The 15233-nt window shown below is 59.4% G+C and carries 16 protein-coding genes; 13 read left to right on the top strand and 3 right to left on the bottom strand.

Translation table 11 applies throughout. From position 1 onward, the window contains the following. Nucleotides 1–11 precede the first annotated feature (11 nt). The 4 genes from ACP7BN_RS26360 to ACP7BN_RS26345 all read left to right on the top strand — a co-directional run bounded on the left by ACP7BN_RS26360 (nucleotide 12) and on the right by ACP7BN_RS26345 (nucleotide 5309). Entirely contained in the window at nucleotides 12–881 is an 870-nt protein-coding gene (locus ACP7BN_RS26360; protein ID WP_426206715.1) for an oxygenase MpaB family protein, read from the top strand. Between the two features lie 54 nt (nucleotides 882–935). Next, entirely contained in the window at nucleotides 936–1952 is a 1017-nt protein-coding gene (locus ACP7BN_RS26355; RefSeq protein ID WP_426206714.1) for a class I SAM-dependent rRNA methyltransferase, read from the top strand. Nucleotides 1953–2061: 109 nt separating this feature from the next. Beyond that, on the top strand, nucleotides 2062–5013 hold the full coding sequence (locus ACP7BN_RS26350; protein WP_426206713.1) for a DUF748 domain-containing protein: 2952 nt from the start codon (nucleotides 2062–2064) through the stop codon (nucleotides 5011–5013). After that, on the top strand, nucleotides 5013–5309 hold the full coding sequence (locus ACP7BN_RS26345) for a DUF2845 domain-containing protein (RefSeq protein ID WP_426206711.1): 297 nt from the start codon (nucleotides 5013–5015) through the stop codon (nucleotides 5307–5309). Before ACP7BN_RS26350 ends, ACP7BN_RS26345 begins: the two co-directional genes overlap by 1 nt. A gap of 179 nt (nucleotides 5310–5488) precedes the next feature. On the opposite strand, the gene ACP7BN_RS26340 is transcribed toward ACP7BN_RS26345, so the two are convergent. After that, nucleotides 5489–5842, bottom strand: a complete 354-nt coding sequence (locus ACP7BN_RS26340; protein ID WP_420648417.1) for a BON domain-containing protein — start codon at nucleotides 5840–5842, stop codon at nucleotides 5489–5491. 298 nt (nucleotides 5843–6140) lie between these two features. Further along, nucleotides 6141–6581: a pilin gene (locus ACP7BN_RS26335; protein WP_420648418.1), complete on the bottom strand. Its 441-nt coding sequence runs from the start codon at nucleotides 6579–6581 to the stop codon at nucleotides 6141–6143. A 228-nt stretch (nucleotides 6582–6809) separates the two neighbouring features. Between ACP7BN_RS26335 and pilB the strand changes: the two genes are divergently transcribed. From pilB to yacG, 5 genes are read left to right on the top strand one after another with little or no spacing between them, the layout of a single operon-like run. Continuing rightward, nucleotides 6810–8510, top strand: a complete 1701-nt coding sequence (gene pilB, locus ACP7BN_RS26330) for a type IV-A pilus assembly ATPase PilB (protein ID WP_426206710.1) — start codon at nucleotides 6810–6812, stop codon at nucleotides 8508–8510. Between the two features lie 2 nt (nucleotides 8511–8512). Continuing rightward, nucleotides 8513–9730, top strand: coding sequence for a type II secretion system F family protein (locus tag ACP7BN_RS26325; RefSeq protein ID WP_426206708.1), 1218 nt, complete (start codon nucleotides 8513–8515; stop codon nucleotides 9728–9730). Between the two features lies 1 nt (nucleotide 9731). Then, nucleotides 9732–10604: a prepilin peptidase gene (locus ACP7BN_RS26320; protein WP_426206707.1), complete on the top strand. Its 873-nt coding sequence runs from the start codon at nucleotides 9732–9734 to the stop codon at nucleotides 10602–10604. Beyond that, nucleotides 10601–11224: a dephospho-CoA kinase gene (coaE, locus tag ACP7BN_RS26315; RefSeq protein WP_426206706.1), complete on the top strand. Its 624-nt coding sequence runs from the start codon at nucleotides 10601–10603 to the stop codon at nucleotides 11222–11224. The genes ACP7BN_RS26320 and coaE overlap by 4 nt, the downstream gene beginning before the upstream one ends. Next, complete coding sequence (yacG, locus tag ACP7BN_RS26310) at nucleotides 11221–11421, top strand: DNA gyrase inhibitor YacG (protein WP_420648423.1); 201 nt, start codon at nucleotides 11221–11223, stop codon at nucleotides 11419–11421. The genes coaE and yacG overlap by 4 nt, the downstream gene beginning before the upstream one ends. Nucleotides 11422–11428: 7 nt before the next feature. Here the strand turns inward: yacG and ACP7BN_RS26305 are convergent, their stop codons facing one another. Next, entirely contained in the window at nucleotides 11429–12118 is a 690-nt protein-coding gene (locus tag ACP7BN_RS26305; RefSeq protein ID WP_426206705.1) for an energy-coupling factor ABC transporter permease, read from the bottom strand. A gap of 193 nt (nucleotides 12119–12311) precedes the next feature. Between ACP7BN_RS26305 and ACP7BN_RS26300 the strand changes: the two genes are divergently transcribed. The 4 genes from ACP7BN_RS26300 to ACP7BN_RS26285 all read left to right on the top strand — a co-directional run bounded on the left by ACP7BN_RS26300 (nucleotide 12312) and on the right by ACP7BN_RS26285 (nucleotide 15049). After that, entirely contained in the window at nucleotides 12312–12938 is a 627-nt protein-coding gene (locus ACP7BN_RS26300; RefSeq protein ID WP_008078503.1) for a DUF1780 domain-containing protein, read from the top strand. Continuing rightward, nucleotides 12935–13462, top strand: a complete 528-nt coding sequence (locus ACP7BN_RS26295; protein WP_426206703.1) for an MOSC domain-containing protein — start codon at nucleotides 12935–12937, stop codon at nucleotides 13460–13462. The genes ACP7BN_RS26300 and ACP7BN_RS26295 overlap by 4 nt, the downstream gene beginning before the upstream one ends. 51 nt (nucleotides 13463–13513) lie before the next feature. Further along, nucleotides 13514–13687: a DUF3094 domain-containing protein gene (locus ACP7BN_RS26290; RefSeq protein WP_060543358.1), complete on the top strand. Its 174-nt coding sequence runs from the start codon at nucleotides 13514–13516 to the stop codon at nucleotides 13685–13687. A gap of 63 nt (nucleotides 13688–13750) precedes the next feature. After that, entirely contained in the window at nucleotides 13751–15049 is a 1299-nt protein-coding gene (locus tag ACP7BN_RS26285) for an NAD(P)/FAD-dependent oxidoreductase (RefSeq protein WP_426206702.1), read from the top strand. The last annotated feature ends 184 nt before the right edge of the window (nucleotides 15050–15233 follow it).

Below are 15233 nucleotides of genomic sequence, written 5' to 3'. Positions count from 1 at the left end.
AATGAGTGGTCATGGAATTCATCCGCAGCCGTATCGAAAACCAACTCATGAGCCTGACCGGTCTGTCCCTCGGTCAGCTCGACCTGGAAAACCCCAAGGGCGATCCGGGCCTGTTCGGTCCGGACTCGATCAGTTGGCAAGTGCACGGCGACTTCAGCAGCATGTTGATTGGCGGTATCAGTGCCTTGCTGCTGCAAGCCTTGCATCCGCTGGCATTGGCCGGGGTCTGGGATCACTCGAATTTCCGTCAGGACATGCTCGGGCGTTTGCGCCGCACCAGTCAGTTCGTATCCGGCACCACGTTCGGCTCGCGCCGCGACGCCGACTGGCTGATCGAGAAAGTGCGCACCATTCACCTGCAAGTGGTCGGCACTGCGCCAGACGGCCGCGCGTATGCGGCCAGCGATCCGGATCTGCTGACCTGGGTGCATGTGGCTGAAGTCAGCAACTTTCTCGCCGCTCATTTGCGCTATCGCAACCCGCAGTTGTCGCTGACGGATCAGGATCGCTATTACGCGGAGATTGCCGTCATCGCCGAACGCCTGGGCGCGCGCGATGTGCCGAAATCCCGCCAGGAAGTCGCCGACTATCTGCAACGCATGCGCCCGCAATTGCTGTGCGACGAACGCAGTCGCGAAGTGCTGCGGCTGTTGCTCGATGCGCCGGCGCCGAGCCGGATGGCGCGGCCGTTTGGCGACTTGATGATGAAGGCCGGCATCGACCTCTTGCCGGACTGGGCCAGCGACATGCTCGATGTGCGCCAGAACCCGTTGCAGCGGCAACTGATCCGCGCCAGCGTCAAGCGCAGTGCGCCAATGCTGCGCTGGGCGATGCGCAATGGCTCAGTGCAGCGGGCCAAGCGGCGGATGGGGCTGAGCTGAGGCGCAGTAACTGCTAAACTCCCGCGCCCCGATTCCCACCAGCAAGGCGCAAGCATGTCTTCCCTGAATCAGGCGCTGCGCGCCGCCCTCGACCAACGCCAGGAACTGCTCGCCGAGCTGCACAGTCAGGGCACTGACTGCTATCGGCTGTTCCATGGCAGCCAGGAAGGCGCCGGTGGCCTGACCATCGACCGCTACGGCCCGCAATTGCTGGTACAAAGTTTCCACCAGACGCTGGAGCTCGCCGACCTGCTGCAACTCCACGCGACGGTGAATGAGGTGTTGGGGCTGCAAACCCTGCTGGTGTACAACGACCGCTCGCGTGGCAACTCGCGCATCGACCGTGAAGACAGCGTCTACCGCGCCGAAGATGCCGCACTGGTGGATATGGTCGGGCACGAATGGGGCTTGAACTACCGCGTGCGCGGACGGCATGCCGGGCAGGATCCGTTGCTGTTCCTTGATCTGCGCAATACGCGCGGTTGGGTCAAGGACCACGCCAAAGGCAAAAGCGTACTCAACCTGTTTGCCTATACCTGCGGCGTTGGCCTGAGCGCTGCGGCCGGCGGCGCCAGCGAAGTGTGCAACCTGGATTTCGCCGAGGGCAATCTGGCGGTCGGCCGTGAGAACGGTCTGCTCAACCCGCAACTGCCGAGCATGCAATTCGTGCAGTCCGACTACTTCCCGGCGATTCGCCAACTGGCCGGCCTGCCGATCAGCCAGCGCCGCGGGCAGAAGCTGCCGAGCTATCCGCGCCTCGAACAGCGCCAATATGATCTGGTGCTGCTCGACCCACCGGCCTGGGCCAAGAGCGCGTTCGGCACCGTCGATTTGCTGCGCGACTATCAAAGCCTGCTCAAACCCGCCCTGCTGAGCACCGCCGACAACGGCGTGCTGATTTGCTGCAACAATCTGGCGAAAGTCAGCATGGACGATTGGCGCGATCAGGTGCTGCGCTGCGCGGAGAAGGCCGGGCGCCCGGTGCGTGAGTGCAGCGTGATGACGCCGGGTCGCGACTTCCCCTCGCTGGATCAGCAGCCGCCGCTGAAAACCCTGATCCTGCAGCTCTGAGGCAGATCCTGGAACTTTGCGACCGAACAATCTGAACAATCCTGTCTACCGTCGGGTACTTCGGAACCGGAATGGCGTGCCATACTCCAAGGCACTCCGATTCAGACAGATGAAGCCGCACATGCCCAAAGGATTGATTCGCGCGATTGGCGCACTGTTGACCGCTCTGGCCCTCTACAGCCTGCTGGGGTTTCTGATTTTGCCGGGCATTGCACTACGGGTGGCCAACCAGCAATTGGCCAACTACGCCACGGTGCCCGCGCACATCCAGCGCATCGAACTCAACCCGTTCAGCCTTGAGGTCACCCTCTGGGGGCTGGTCATCGGCGAGCCGGGCAAGGAACAGGTCGGCTTCGAACGCCTGTACGCCAACCTGCAACTCGACAGCCTGTGGACCAAAGCGCTGCACCTGTCCGATATCGAACTGGATAAACCCAAGACCGAAATTCTCTTCGCCAAGGACGGCAAGCTCAACCTGCTGGGGCTGTTCAAGATCCCGGCGAGCGAGCCGACGCCGGTTGATCCGAACGCCAAACCGTTCCCGCTGCGCATCGAGCGCATCAAGCTGGCCAGCGGCAACGTGCATTTCCAGGACGCGCGCCCGAGCGAACCGATCGAATTTCTCTACGACAAACTCGACTTCGAGTTGAAAAACCTCAGCACCCTGCCCGATGACAACGCCGACATGACGCTGGTCGCCGCCGGCCCCGCTGGCGGCCAGATCGACTGGACCGGCAATTTCAGCCTGATCCCGATCGCCTCCGAAGGTAAGTTGAAAATCACCGACGGCCAGATGAAAGTCTGGTGGCCGTACGTCCGCGACTCGCTGCCGCTGGTGCTGGAAAACGGCGTGCTGAACCTGAGTACCGACTACAAGCTCAACCTGTCGAAACAAACCGAACTGCTGCTGAGCAATGTCGCGGTCAGCGTCGCGCCGTTTGCGATTAAAGCCCCGGACGGTCGGCAGTTGGCGAAGCTTGAGCGCCTCGACATCAGTGAAACCTCGATCGATCTGGCCAAGCAGCAAGTGGTGGTCGGCAAGATCCGCAGCCAGAAACTCGAAACCTGGGCTGCGCTGGAGGCCGACGGCCAACTCGACTGGCAGAAACTGTTCGCCAGCCAGCCGTCGAAGCCTGCCGCCAAAGCCGCCGCCGAACCCAAGAGCACGCCAGCCGCCGCCGACTCGCCGAAGTCCGAGTCAACTGCACCGAGCAAACCGTGGCAAGTGCTGCTCAAGGACGTGCAACTGCGCAATTACCAAGTGCACCTCGCCGACCGCAAGGCACAGCCGCCGGTGGCGTTGGAAGTCGGTCCGCTGAACGTCGATCTGCAAAATTTCGACAGCCTCAATGGCTCGCCTTTCAACCTCAAGCTCGATACGGGCCTGGGCAAGCAAGGCAAGATCAGCGCCGACGGTGTGGTCAATCTGGCGCCAGTGACGGCTCAGCTCAATGTGAAAACCCAGGACATCGACCTGCGTGTCGCCCAGTCCTACATCAACCCGTTCATCAAACTCGAACTGCGCAGCGGCATGCTCGGCAGTGACTTGAAGGTCAATCTGAAAAGCACCGATCCGCTGGCACTCAGCGTCACTGGCCGCGCGCAGATCGATCAACTGCACACCCTCGACACCCTGAAGACCCGTGACTTCCTCAAATGGCAGCAAGTGGTGCTCGAAGGCTTGAATTATCAGCATGGCGACAGCCTGTCGATCGACAAGGTCAACCTGTTCCAGCCCTACGTGCGCTTCATGATCAACGACGACCGCACCACCAACGTCGACGATCTGCTGATCCCGCAGCCTGCGGATTCCGGAGCGAAACCGGCGGCAGCGAAAACCGCCAACAACGAAAAACCGCTGGGCATCCATATCGGTGGAGTCGCGATCAATGACGGCTCGGCCAACTTCGCCGACTTCAGCCTGACGCCGAATTTCGCCACTGCGGTTCAGCAGCTCAACGGCCAGATCGGCACCATCGACAGCCGCCAGGTGAAACCGGCCACTGTCGATATCAAAGGCAAGGTTGACCGTTATGCGCCGGTGACCATCAAAGGTGCGGTGAACCCGTTCGACCCGATGGCCAGCCTCGACATCACCACCAGTTTCAAACGGGTAGAGCTGACCACGTTGACGCCCTACTCCGGCAAATTCGCCGGGTATCGCATCCGCAAGGGCCGGCTCAATCTCGATCTGCATTACCTGATCACCAAGGGTCAGCTCAAGGCCGAAAACAAAGTGGTGGTCGAGCAACTGCAACTCGGTGAGAGAGTCGACAGCCCGGATGCCGTGAGCCTGCCGCTGAAACTTGCAGTGGCCTTGCTCAAGGACGTCGATGGCAAGATTTCCATCGAGCTGCCGGTCACGGGTGACCTGAACAACCCGCAGTTCAGCGTGATGCCGATTGTCTGGCAGACCCTGCGCAACCTGATCGTCAAAGCTGCCGCCGCACCGTTCAAGATGATTGGCGGGCTGGTCAGTGGTGGCGGTTCGCAAGATCTCGGGACCGTCTCGTTCGCAGCGGGTTCGAGCGACCTGAGCAAAGACGCCGAAGCAGCGCTGGTGAAGCTCTCGCAAGCGCTGAAGGAACGTCCGGCCCTGCGTCTGGAAATCGAAGGCACCGCAGCGAAAAGCAGCGATGGCCCCTTGCTCGCTGAACAGCGTCTGGAACGCGAATACCAGTACAACTATTACAAAATGCTCCAGCGCCGTGGCGACAAGGTACCGGCGCAGGCTTCGTTGATCGAGGTGCCGGACGGCGAGAAAGGTCCGCTGCTCGAAGGCATCTACCGCACTCGCCTGAAAACCCAGCCTCCGGCCGAATGGAAGGACCTGGGCAAGGAAGAACGTACTGCCAAAATGCGCGCCGGGATCATCGAGTTCTGGAGTTCCAGCGAAGTATTGCTGCGCCAACTCGGCCAGGATCGCGCCAGCAGCATCAAAGACTATCTGGTCGACAAAGGCCAGTTGGCGGACGATCGCGTGTACTTCATCGACACCACACTCGGCGAAGCTGAAAGCGACGGTCGGGTGGTCACGCAAATGCATCTGGATGCCGAGTGATGAATTGCAAATGGTTGGCTGCAGTGGCGCTGACACTGGCTACAGGCGAGGCGTCGGCGTCAGATACCTTGCGTTGCGGCAGTCAACTGGTCAGCCTCGGCGACCGCTCCAGTGAAGTGCTGCAGAAATGCGGGGAGCCGGTCAGCCGCGATCCGCTTGGCTACAAGCGCAGTGCCAATCGGCGTGAGGAATTTCAGGTCGAGGAATGGACCTACGGCCCGAACAACGGCATGTACCAATACTTGCGTTTCGAAGGTAATCGTCTGCGACAGATCAACAGCAAACGCGGAAACTGAAAAAAGCTCGCAGGCTGCGAGCTTTTTTGTTTCGCCAATAGAACAGGCCCCGACACAAGTGTCGGGGCCTGCAATGACCACATTCCATGTGGCCGTTCGCATGAACTCTAAAGGTGCGACAGACGTATTGCTCGGCCCGGCTGTCGCGTCTTCTCCCGGTTCAGGCGAGAAGTCTTGCCTTACTCGGCTTTCAGGCCGTCAGCGGCGACCGCTTTAACGCCTTTGATTTTCTTGGCGATAGCTACAGCCACGTCTTTCTGCGATTCAGTGACAGCAGTAGTCGAGGAGAGCGAAACAACGCCTTTGTTGGTTTCTACTTTGATATCGGTACCAGGAATGCCTTTTTCGGTAACCAAATCAGCTTTGACCTTGGTGGTGATCCAGGTGTCGGAGGTGTCCTGTTTCATTTCAGTAACTTCGCCAGCCGCGAGAGTCATTGGAGCCTGGGTGGCTTGAGTCTGGGCAAATGCACCGGAAGCCATGGTCAGGGTCAGCGCGGTAGCAGCAGCGGCAGTGATAGCGAACTTCTTCATACGAGTAACTCCTGTTTTTCTGGAAAGTCTGCTGCGTGTCTTGTCAGCAGGGTTACGGTAGATATTGCGAAGGCTGTGCCAACTTTTCAAAAGACAAAATATTCATATAAATCAATGTGTTAACAAAACAGTAAATTTTCGGAATCATGCAAATTGCATGAGGCTCGATAAAACGACATGCAAGTTGCAGGTTTTTGGAAAGTTCCTAAGACGCTGAAATTATTGAAGCTTTTGTTAAGTGCTGCACAAATCAAAATGCCCCGCAACGCGGGGCATTTGTTTTACCAGACCTGACGGATTACGCGCCGCTGGCAGTGCAGCCTTTAGGGGAGTATTCCGCGTTCACTGTCGTTGCACAGGTCCACACGCCTGATGTGGCCCCAGTGGCCGCGCCGGAGCGGCTGAGTGTGATCGTTTTACCCAGCACCGGACCGGGTGCGTTGAGCAATGTGCAAGTGATCGAGCCGGCCCCCGTAGAAGCTGTGCCGGTAGCCGCGAGTGTGCAGTTGGAGGTCGTCGCCGCAGCACCACCCGCTACCAGCGTCAGCGTCGGATCAGTGCCCTGATTGATGGTGTCTTCAAATGGCACTTTCAAAGCGCTGATCTCTGCCAGACCCGCCGTCACCTTGGAGCGCGCCTGATACTTGGAATACTGTGGCAGGGCGATGGTCGCCAGAATGCCGATGATCGCCACCACGATCAGCAACTCGATCAGCGTGAAACCTTTTTGGTTGTTCATAGACAGGCTCTCCATGCATGAGTCGAAGTCTCATGATCTGACAAGGACTCAGCACAGCCCATGCCAACCGCCGCAAGGCCCCGAACGCAGGGGACGAAGGCGCTGCAAGGCGCCGTCCTACAACCCGTAACCGCACTATCTGACGCTTTTTGTCACCTGCACCCACCGTGTTTTGTGCTGTCACTTGACTAGGCTATAAGTCATGAACTGCAAGCGCACGGAATCCCCATGAACGACATCGCTCTGAGCGGTCTGGCCAAACAACTGGTACAGGCCGAACTGCTCACGGAAAAAAGCGCCCAGCACGCCTGGCAACAGGCCCAGCGCAATCGACTGTCGCTGGTCAGCTATCTGGTGCAAAACAAACTGGTGAAGAGTTACCAGGTCGCCGAGATCGCCTCCGAGCACTTCGGCATGGCCTTCATGGACCTCAGCTGCCTGGACAAGGAAACCCAGCCCAAAGGCCTGGTCAGTGAAAAACTGGTGCGTCAACACCATGCCCTGCCCCTGTGGCGACGCGGTAACAAACTGTTTGTGGGGATTTCCGATCCGAGCAATTATCAGGCAATCAATGACATCCAGTTCAGCACCGGGCTGAGCACCGAAGCGATCCTGGTCGAGGACGACAAGCTCAGTGATGCCATCGAGAAATTCTTCGACACTCACACCAGCGGTCTGGAAGACATGGCCGATGTCGACCTCGACGGGCTGGACGTCGAATCCATTGATGAAAACAAGCAGGACGCCATCGGCGGGATGGACGCCGACGATGCGCCCGTGGTGCGCTTCGTGCACAAGATGCTGCTCGATGCGATCAAAAGCGGCTCTTCCGACCTGCACTTCGAACCCTACGAGAAATCCTACCGGGTTCGCGTGCGCACCGACGGCATCCTGCGCGAAGTGGCCAAGCCACCGATTCAACTGGCGGGACGGATCGCAGCGCGGCTGAAAGTCATGGCCAGCCTCGACATCTCGGAACGGCGCAAACCTCAGGACGGCCGGATCAAGCTGCGTCTGTCGAAATCCAAATCGATCGATTTCCGGGTCAATACTCTGCCGACGCTGTGGGGCGAAAAGGTCGTGATCCGGATCCTCGATCCGTCCAGCGCGCAGATGGGCATCGACGCCCTCGGCTACGAGCCGGAGCAAAAAGACTTGTACATGGCCGCCCTGAAGCAGCCACAGGGGATGATTCTGGTGACCGGCCCGACCGGTTCAGGCAAAACCGTTTCGCTGTATACCGGGATCAACATTCTCAACACCGTCGACATCAATATCTCCACCGCCGAAGACCCGGTGGAAATCAACATGGAAGGCGTCAATCAGGTCAACGTCAATCCGCGCCAAGGGCTGGATTTCGCCCAGGCGCTGCGCTCGTTCCTGCGTCAGGACCCGGACGTGATCATGGTCGGCGAGATTCGTGACCTCGAAACTGCAGAGATCGCCATCAAAGCGGCGCAGACCGGCCACCTTGTGTTGTCCACGCTGCACACCAACAGCGCTGCGGAAACCCTGACCCGTTTGCACAACATGGGCATTCCCGGCTTCAACATCGCCACCTCGGTCAGCTTGATCATCGCCCAGCGTCTGGCGCGCAAGCTGTGCAGCCACTGCAAGAAACCCATCGAAATTCCGCGCGAAACCCTGATCAAGGAAGGCTTCCCCGCGGAACGCATCGGCAGTTTTACCCTCTATGAGCCCGTCGGATGCGATCTCTGCAACAGCGGCTACAAGGGCCGCATCGGCATTTATGAAGTCGTGAAGAACACCCCCGAGCTGCAACGGCTGATCATGGCCTCGGGCAACTCGCTGGAAATCGACGCGCAGATGCGCCGCGACGGCTTCAACGATCTGCGCACCTCGGGCCTGATCAAAGCCATGCAAGGCATCACCAGCCTTGAAGAAATCAACCGGGTCACCAAGGACTGAACATGGCGGTCAAGGCAGCGAAAATCAGCGTCTATTCCTGGGAAGGCATGGACAAGAAAGGCAGTAAAGTCACCGGAGAGTTGAGCGGGCACAACCCCGCGCTGATCAAGGCACAGCTGCGCAAGCAAGGGATCAACCCCGGCAAAGTGCGCAAGAAATCCGCGTCCTGGCTAAGCCTGGGCAAACGCATCAAGGCGCAGGACATCGCGCTGTTCACCCGGCAGATGGCGACCATGATGAAGGCCGGCGTGCCACTGTTGCAGTCGTTCGACATCATCGGCGAAGGCTTCGATAACCCGGCCATGCGCAAACTGGTGGACGAGGTGAAACAGGAAGTCGCCGCGGGCAACAGCTTCGCCGCCGCGCTGCGCAAAAAGCCGCAATATTTCGATGAGCTGTATTGCAACCTGGTGGATGCCGGCGAGCAATCCGGCGCCCTCGACACCCTGTTGGAGCGGGTCGCCACCTACAAGGAAAAGACCGAACGGCTCAAGGCCAAAATCAAGAAAGCCATGACCTACCCCACTGCCGTAGTGCTGGTGGCAGCGGTGGTCACCGGAATTCTGTTGGTGAAAGTAGTGCCGCAGTTTCAGTCGGTTTTTTCCGGGTTTGGCGCGGAGCTACCGGCATTCACCGTGATGGTGATCAGCCTGTCGGAGTTCATGCAGCAATGGTGGTGGGCAATTCTGGGCGTACTGATCGCGGCGTTCTTCGGCACGCGTCATGCGCTGAAAACCTCGCAGACTTTTCGCGACAAGCGCGACACCTGGCTGTTGAAGCTGCCGCTGGTCGGCACACTGATGTACAAATCGGCGGTGGCGCGCTTTGCCCGCACTCTCTCGACCACTTTCGCCGCCGGGGTGCCGTTGGTGGAGGCGCTGGATTCGGTGGCCGGTGCCGCCGGTAACGTGGTGTTCAAGCGTGCGATATTGCGCGTTCGTCAGGACGTATCCACCGGCATGCAGCTGAATTTTTCGATGCGCAGCACCGGGGTGTTTCCGAACATGGCGGTGCAGATGACGGCCATCGGCGAGGAGTCCGGCGCGCTGGATGAAATGCTCGACAAGGTCGCCGGATTCTACGAGGAAGAAGTGGATAACATGGTCGACAATCTCACCAGCCTGATGGAGCCGTTCATCATGGTGGTGCTCGGGGTCATCGTCGGTGGTCTGGTAGTGGCGATGTATCTGCCGATCTTCCAGCTCGGTTCAGCGATCTGACATGCCCATCGACGAATTCCTCAGCCTGTATCCGCTGGCCTTCACCCTCACTGCACTGGTGCTGGGGCTGGTGGTCGGCAGCTTCCTCAACGTGGTGATCTGGCGCCTGCCGAAAATGCTTGAGCGCGAATGGCGCCAGCAGGCACAGGACGTACTCGGCTTGCCCGGCGAAACACCGCTGCCGACCTACAACCTGATGCTGCCGCATTCACAATGCCCGCACTGCGGCCACCGCATCCGCGCCTGGGAAAATATTCCTGTGCTCAGTTACGTGTTGTTGCGTGGACGCTGCTCAAGTTGCGCAGCACCGATCAGCAAGCGTTATCCACTGACCGAACTGGCTTGCGGCCTGCTCTCGGCCTTCATTGCCGGGCATTTGGGTTTTGGCTGGCCGGCCGGTTGGTTGATCGTGCTCACTTGGGGCTTGCTGGCGATGAGTCTGATCGACACCGAGCATCAGCTATTACCGGATGTGCTGGTGCTGCCGCTGCTGTGGCTGGGTTTGATCGTCAACAGCTTCGGGCTGTTCGCTTCGCTGCATGACGCGTTGTGGGGCGCGGTGGCCGGTTACATGGCGCTGTGGTCAGTGTTCTGGCTGTTCAAACTGATCACCGGCAAGGACGGCATCGGTCATGGCGATTTCAAGTTGCTGGCGTTGATTGGCGCTTGGGGTGGCTGGCAGATTCTGCCGCTGACCATCCTCCTGTCATCGCTGGTCGGCGCGGTGATCGGGGTGATTTTTCTGCGCCTGCGCGAGCAAAAAACCTCAACGCCGATCCCCTTCGGGCCGTTTCTGGCAATTGCCGGCTGGATCGCTTTGCTCTGGGGTGGTCAAATAACCGGCTTCTATTGGCAGTTTGTCGGTTTGCAATGAACACCTCTGTGAAACAACCCTGGATTCTCGGCCTGACCGGCGGCATCGGCAGCGGCAAAAGCGCGGCGGCCCAGCACTTCATCGACCTTGGCATCCATGTAGTGGATGCCGATCACGCGGCGCGCTGGGTGGTCGAACCGGGGCGCCCGGCTCTGGCGAAGATTGCCGAGCATTTCGGCCCAAGTGTGTTGCAGGCGGATGGCACGCTGGATCGAGCGGCTTTGCGCAAGCTGATCTTCGAAGTACCGGAAGAAAGGCGCTGGCTCGAAGCTTTGCTGCATCCGCTGATCGGTGAAGAGATCGCCCATCATCTGGCGCTGGCAAAATCGCCTTACGCGATTCTGGTGTCGCCGCTGCTGATCGAGTCCGGGCAATACAAAATGACCCAGCGCATCCTGGTGATCGACGCTCCGCAACAACTGCAGATCGAACGTACCTTGCAGCGCGACCAGACCAGCGAGCAGCAGGTTCAGGCAATCCTCAAGGCCCAATCCAGCCGCGAAGACCGAGTGAACCGTGCCGACGACGTGGTGGTCAACGACCGCGACCTCGCCTGGCTGCACAGCGAGGTCGAACGCCTGCATCACTTTTACCTGACTTTATCCGGAGGCCAAGCATGAGCCAGATCCCAACCGTAGAATGCCCGACCTGTGGCGCCCCCGTGGAATTCACTCCAGCGAACAAAGCCCGCCCGTTCTGCTCGGATCGCTGCAAGCTGATCGACCTCGGCGCCTGGGCGTCGGAAGAGCACAAGATCCCGGTCGCCCCGGATGCCGAAGATGAATTGTTTTCCGGCGATTTCGATCCGCGTCACTGAGCGCGGATCAAGACTTCGGATCGTCATCCTTCCACGGTGCCGACAGGTAGCGCGTGCGGTTGAAGGTTTCCAGCCATTCCGGGCTGAACACCACCAGCGCGCTGACCACCATGCCATTGATGAAGGCCTCGGGGAAAATGATCAGCCACAGGTAGCCGATGAAATCCTCCAGCCATTCCGGCATGGCGAAAATGCCGTCGTACCAGAGCAATGTCAGGCTGAGCAGCAAGCACAGCAGCGCCGATAGCGCGGCGGCGAGAAACCCCGAGCAGAAGATATACACAAACGGATTACGCGGCTGGGCGCGCTCGACGAGGATCGCCACGCACTCGGTGATCAGCACCGGCAGCAGAATAAACAACGCACCGTTGACCCCGAGCGCCGCCAGATCCTGACGCCCGAGCAGTACCAGACCGATTTGCGCAACCACGCCACCGACAATTGCCAGCGGCCAGTCCAACAGCAAGGTTACGGCGGTTATGCCGATGAAGTGATAAGACACACCGGTGTCGAAATCCCTGCGCACCAGCCATAGCAGAAACAGCGCGAATACTGTGCCGAAGAGCAGGTGTTGACGGCGACTGTCACTGAACAGCTCGACCCACGGCGCCCGAATAATCGCCCACAGCAGCACCGGCAGATAAACCAGCCAACCGAGCGTCAGACTCATCGTCGAAAGCAGTTCAGCCCCAATCATGACTCCCTCACTTCAATAACGACACATCCCCTGTAGGAGCTGCCGAAGGCTGCGATCTTTTGACTTTAAAAAGATCAAGATCAAAAGATCGCAGCCTTCGGCAGCTCCTACAAGAGCACGGTGACGTCCGGGGTTGTAAGTCAGCCCAAGCAAAGCTTTCTGCTTGTCGCATTTGAACGCTAAGCTTGGGCCTATGGATGACTCAGATTACCTACGCCTGCTGACCATCGCGGCCGAGCAAGCCAACGCGTTCCTGTCCAATGCCCGCAAATGGGAGCGTGAGCGTTGGGTCTGCCAGCGCCTGCTGCAAGGCTTGAACATTCCGTATCGCGCCGACGAATTCGCCCCCGCTGGCGAGCCACCGGACGTGTTGTTTCGCGACGCCAACTTCGAAGTGTTCTTCGTGCTCGACGAGGGCCGGCGGCTCAACGACGAATGGCGCGATGAACTGCAACGGCGGCGTAGCGCGTTCTCCCTGAGCCAACTGGTACGCCGCGAAGCCAAACCCAAACGTATTCCGGCCAACGAGTTCCTCATGCGACTGGCGCCGACCTTGCGCAAAAAAGCCCACAACTACAAGGAACGCGGGATGGATCTGGGCGAGTTGGACATCATTGCTTTCGCCAGCCTCAAACGCGAAGTGCTCGATTTGAACAGCCACTTTCCGCCGCCGACCGAATATCTGCGCCAAGGCTGGCGCTCGCTGTCGCTGGTCGGGCCGACCTTTGCCCGCGTACTGTTCGCGCACCCTGATGCACCGGATTTTCTGCGCAGCAACCTCGGACGCAGCATCGTGTTCGATGTCGGGATCAGCCTGTGACGCCACTTCAACAATTGATCGCTGATGTTCCACAGACTGGCCGGGTGCGCTGGATCGGCGTGCGTCCCGAATCGCGTGGGCCAATGATCGAACTCGATGCAGTCGAAGCTCGGCTGGAGGCAGGACTGACCGGTGACCACGCGCGCCCCGGCGTACGCAATGCGCGGCAGGTGACGTTGATTCAGTGGGAACACCTGGCAGTGATCAGCGCTTTGATGGGCCGCCCGAGCGAGCAACCCGTCAAACCTGAAGATCTGCGGCGCAATCTGGTCATAAGTGGCATTAACCTGTTCAGCCTCAAGGGCCGGCGCTTTCGCATTGGCCAGGCGATTTTCGAAACCACCGGCTGGTGCCAGCCCTGCGCACGCCTGCAAAACAACCTCGGCCCCGGCACCTTTCAAGCGGTGCGCGGGCATGGCGGAATCACCGCGCGAGTGTTACAAAGCGGGATCATTCGCCTTGACGATAGCGTGCTCGTCGAACCGCTGCCGGACAGCGGCTATGCTCCGTTCAACCCCGGTTGAAAACCGCTGTAGCTTCTGCACATTCAGCAACGTCTACCTGACGAGGCCTTTATGACCAGCCGCCTGAACCCCGATGACCAAAAGCATGTCGAAGAGTACCTGCATCTGTCCCAACACCGAGTCGAGCGCCGGCCTTTCCGGCCGTGGATGCTCCTGGTGCTGGTGCTGGCAGTGACCATTGGTCTGGGCTTGTTGAGCCGATTTATCAGTTACCTGACGCTATGAGCTGCCTGGCGCTCGCTTGGGTAACCGCACCGATTTCCTTTAAAAACCTTGCGAGTTATCCCTATGTCCCATCGTATTGTTATTGTCGGCGGCGGCGCCGGCGGTCTGGAGTTGGCTACCCGTCTGGGTAAGACTCTGGGCAAACGCGGCACGGCCAGCGTGATGCTGGTCGACGCGAACCTGACGCACATCTGGAAACCGCTGCTGCACGAAGTGGCCGCCGGATCGCTGAACTCTTCCGAAGATGAACTCAACTATGTCGCCCAGGCCAAATGGAACCACTTCGAGTTTCAGCTGGGGCGCATGAGCGGGCTTGATCGCGCCTCGAAGAAAATTCAGCTAGCGGCCACTTACGACGAAAACGGCGTCGAACTGGTGCCCGCGCGCGAAGTGGCCTACGACTCGCTGGTGATCGCAGTCGGCAGCACCACCAACGATTTCGGCACGCAGGGCACGGCGCAGCATTGCCTGTTCCTCGACACGCGCAAACAGGCCGAGCGTTTCCATCAGCAGTTGCTGAATCACTACCTGCGCGCGCATGCCGGGCAGACCGATACGGTCGAGCAGATCAGCGTGGCCATCGTCGGCGCTGGCGCCACGGGCGTCGAGCTGGCGGCCGAACTGCACAACGCTGCGCATGAACTGGCGGCGTACGGTCTGGACCGGATCAAACCGGAAAACATGCACATCACCCTGATCGAAGCCGGGCCACGGGTGCTGCCTGCCCTGCCGGAACGTATCGGCGGGCCAGTGCACAAAACCCTGGAGAAGCTGGGCGTCAACGTGATGACCAACGCTTCGGTCAGCGAAGTCACTGCCGACAGCCTGATCACCGCCGATGGCAACGAGATCAAGGCCAGCCTGAAAGTCTGGGCCGCCGGGATTCGTGCGCCGGGCTTCCTCAAGGACATCGATGGCCTGGAAACCAATCGCATCAATCAACTGCAAGTACTGCCGACTTTGCAGACTACCCGCGACGAAAACATCTTCGCCTTCGGTGACTGCGCCGCCTGCCCGCAACCGGGCACCGACCGTAACGTGCCGCCGCGCGCTCAGGCTGCGCACCAACAGGCGTCGTTGCTGGCCAAATCGCTGAAACTGCGCATCGAAGGCAAGACACTGCCGGAGTACAAGTACACCGACTACGGCTCGCTGATTTCGCTGTCGCGTTTTTCCGCTGTGGGTAACTTGATGGGCAACCTGACCGGCAGCGTGATGCTCGAGGGCTGGCTGGCGCGGATGTTTTACGTGTCGCTGTACCGCATGCACCAGGTGGCGCTGTATGGGCCGTTCCGCACGGCGATGCTGATGCTTGGCAGCAAGATCGGACGCGGCACCGAGCCACGTTTGAAACTGCATTGATGTAAAACCAGCTGTATGAAAAAGCCGCGCTTTCCTTTTGAAAAGCGCGGCTTTTTTCATGTCTGTGTCTCGTCCTGAATAAGGTTTACACCTTCTGACCTTTTATCAGGAGGGTGCAATGGATACGGGCTCGAAACGCAGTCAGCGCGATTACACGCTGACTTTTAAATTGGCAGTTGTCGAT

The sequence above is a fragment of the Pseudomonas sp. TWP3-1 genome, from assembly GCF_049896625.1.
In the GTDB taxonomy this organism is placed as follows: Bacteria; Pseudomonadota; Gammaproteobacteria; order Pseudomonadales; family Pseudomonadaceae; genus Aquipseudomonas.
The sequence above is the reverse complement of the archived record's forward strand: the minus strand, read 5'-3'. Positions and strand labels throughout refer to the sequence as shown.

Bases quoted from the DNA above. Each gene is read 5' to 3' on its own strand.
- ACP7BN_RS26360 (WP_426206715.1), top strand. From the start codon at position 12: ATGGAATTCATCCGCAGCCGTATCGAAAACCAACTCATGAGCCTGACC.
- coaE (WP_426206706.1), top strand. From the start codon at position 10,601: ATGAACACCTCTGTGAAACAACCCTGGATTCTCGGCCTGACCGGCGGC.
- pilB (WP_426206710.1), top strand. From the start codon at position 6,810: ATGAACGACATCGCTCTGAGCGGTCTGGCCAAACAACTGGTACAGGCC.
- ACP7BN_RS26300 (WP_008078503.1), top strand. From the start codon at position 12,312: ATGGATGACTCAGATTACCTACGCCTGCTGACCATCGCGGCCGAGCAA.
- ACP7BN_RS26345 (WP_426206711.1), top strand. From the start codon at position 5,013: ATGAATTGCAAATGGTTGGCTGCAGTGGCGCTGACACTGGCTACAGGC.
- ACP7BN_RS26350 (WP_426206713.1), top strand. From the start codon at position 2,062: ATGAAGCCGCACATGCCCAAAGGATTGATTCGCGCGATTGGCGCACTG.
- ACP7BN_RS26305 (WP_426206705.1), bottom strand. From the start codon at position 12,118: ATGATTGGGGCTGAACTGCTTTCGACGATGAGTCTGACGCTCGGTTGG.
- ACP7BN_RS26320 (WP_426206707.1), top strand. From the start codon at position 9,732: ATGCCCATCGACGAATTCCTCAGCCTGTATCCGCTGGCCTTCACCCTC.
- ACP7BN_RS26285 (WP_426206702.1), top strand. From the start codon at position 13,751: ATGTCCCATCGTATTGTTATTGTCGGCGGCGGCGCCGGCGGTCTGGAG.
- ACP7BN_RS26335 (WP_420648418.1), bottom strand. From the start codon at position 6,581: ATGAACAACCAAAAAGGTTTCACGCTGATCGAGTTGCTGATCGTGGTG.
- ACP7BN_RS26340 (WP_420648417.1), bottom strand. From the start codon at position 5,842: ATGAAGAAGTTCGCTATCACTGCCGCTGCTGCTACCGCGCTGACCCTG.
- ACP7BN_RS26290 (WP_060543358.1), top strand. From the start codon at position 13,514: ATGACCAGCCGCCTGAACCCCGATGACCAAAAGCATGTCGAAGAGTAC.
- ACP7BN_RS26325 (WP_426206708.1), top strand. From the start codon at position 8,513: ATGGCGGTCAAGGCAGCGAAAATCAGCGTCTATTCCTGGGAAGGCATG.
- ACP7BN_RS26355 (WP_426206714.1), top strand. From the start codon at position 936: ATGTCTTCCCTGAATCAGGCGCTGCGCGCCGCCCTCGACCAACGCCAG.
- yacG (WP_420648423.1), top strand. From the start codon at position 11,221: ATGAGCCAGATCCCAACCGTAGAATGCCCGACCTGTGGCGCCCCCGTG.